At 56.7% G+C, this 2,159-nt stretch carries 2 protein-coding genes; both read left to right on the top strand.

Annotated elements, in window-relative coordinates; genetic code table 11:
* Positions 1 to 231 precede the first annotated feature (231 nt).
* The gene (locus AC2FLM_RS01135; RefSeq protein ID WP_496854903.1) at positions 232 to 1,860 is read left to right on the top strand and encodes a TnsB C-terminal domain-containing protein; all 1,629 of its coding nucleotides are present in this window, start codon (positions 232 to 234) and stop codon (positions 1,858 to 1,860) included.
* Entirely contained in the window at positions 1,838 to 2,086 is a 249-nt protein-coding gene (locus AC2FLM_RS01130; protein ID WP_496854901.1) for a TniB family NTP-binding protein, read from the top strand. The genes AC2FLM_RS01135 and AC2FLM_RS01130 overlap by 23 nt, the downstream gene beginning before the upstream one ends.
* Positions 2,087 to 2,159 lie beyond the last annotated feature (73 nt).

The raw sequence follows: 2,159 nt of genomic DNA, 5'->3' as shown, positions 1-2,159 counted from the left end.
TATCTGCTTCAAAGACATGGAATCACAAGGCAAGCATCATGGGAATCCTGAATCCGATCAGGGGCGACACGCTCTAATTAATCAGAATCCGGTCTGAAATTATCCCTTAATATCAATGGTGGTTTGTACCCTTAATTTTCATATTGTACCGTTAATTACCATACTGTACCTTTAATTGCCGTACGGTCGAAACTGTGGATAAGTGTCGACCTCTTGGGGCGGGGGATTTAGGTGGCCAGCGAGCGTATTGCGAAACATCGTGCAGTGGTTCTCCGGCCGATCCTGGAGCTAGAAAAGAGGGGCGAGCCGATCAGCGCTGCTATCGGTGACGCCGCTTGGGAACTCGGCTTGGCGAAAAGCCACACATGGTCGCTCTACCGGCGTCTGAGAGAGAATGATGCACGCGCGGCGGCGTTGGAGTTGGACCGTCGCGGGCCGAAACCGGGGTCGAAACGGATTGCGCAAGACGTCGAAATCATCATCGATGAGAGTCTGCAGCGTTACTATCTGGTTCGCGAGCGCTCGAGCTTTCTTCGCATCTGGCGTGAGATCCGTGCCGAGTGCGAAGCGAAAGGATTTCAACCCCCGACCCGGAAAACGGTCAAAGCCCGTCTCGACGCGATGGATCAGCGAGAGGTCATCCGGAAACGGCGCGGGGCAGAGGAGGCTGACAAGGTCTTTGCCGCGCGTCCCGGGCGTCTTGAAGTTTCAGCCCCGCTGGAAGTCGTTCAGATCGATCATACGACGGCGGACATCATTCTGGTTGATCACGTGAACCGGCGGCCACTTGCGCGCCCCTATCTGACGGTTGCCATTGATGTCGCGACACGGATCGTTCTCGGGGCCTACGTCACTTTCGATGAGCCATCTGTCTTGTCGATCGCTCTATGTCTCGATCACTGTGTGCGGCGGAAATCGGTGCGCGTCCTTGGAACACTGGAAGAGGTGGATTGGCCGACGGCCGGCATTCCGAAGGCGATCCACGTCGACAATGCGCAGGAGTTCCACAGCGACGCCTTCAGAATGGCCTGCGAAGATTGGGGCATAACCGTCGAGTATCGTCCGCTTGGTGGCAAACACTATGGCGGCCATGTCGAACGGCTGATCGGAACGACCATGGGTGCCGTTCATGTGCTACCCGGGACCACCCAATCCTCAATCGTCGAGAAGGGCGACTATGACAGTGAAAAGCATGCATCCCTGACCCTGACCGAGTTCGAGGATTGGCTTCATCTGGAAATCTGCCGATACCACAATACGGTTCACGAAGCCCTCGGCCGAACGCCGCTGGCTGCCTGGGCTGATCTGGGCGGGGATACTGCGGGGCGACAGGTCGTTGACGTCGAAGCCTTTCGGACGAGCTTCTTGCCCTTCGAGTGGCGCCAGCTCGGGCGCACCGGGGTCACGCTTTTCGGGGTCCATTACTGGAGTGATGTCTTCGCGTCGTTGGTCGGACGCAGGCAGGGCAAGGTACAGGTGAAATATGATCCGCGAGACTTGTCGCAGGTCTGGGTCATCATCGATGATGGCCGCGTGATCTCGGCACGCTACAGGGATCTCAGCCACCCGCAGATATCGCTTTGGGAAAGTCGGCGGGCCCGGAAAGAATGGCAGGATAAACATGGTGGCCGGATCAACGAGCGAGTCCTATTCCATTTGATTGACGCGCAGCGGCGGCTGGCCGAAGCCGCGCGCCAAAAGACAAGGACTGCCCGGTTGGAAAACGAAAGAGGTGCTCGGCTTCCCCGGCACCAACCGCGTCGCGATCCGTCGCGCGAAATGTTCGCGATCGACACGGGCAATCCTGATCTGCCAACCTATGAGATTGATGAGTTTAATGACCCCAGACGAAAGAATTGACCGTATCCGCGGCGACCATTGGATTGCGTTTGACCGTGCCACGATCGTTCTCAACCGATTGACATCCCTAATGGAAATGCCGCAGCAAAGCCGGATGCCGGGGCTGATGGTTTATGGAAGTTCCGGTATCGGCAAGACAATGATCGCCAAGCGTATGGCGAGCAAATACCCGACACAGTATAACGCCGAACTGGGCGCCACGAAGACACCCATACTGCTGGTTTAGAGCGTGTCGCCCCTGATCGGATTCAGGATTCCCATGATGCTTGCCTTGTGATTCCATGTCTTTGAAGCAGATA

Source organism: Ruegeria sp. SAZD011, assembly GCF_059612545.1.
The sequence above is the reverse complement of the archived record's forward strand: the minus strand, read 5'-3'. Positions and strand labels throughout refer to the sequence as shown.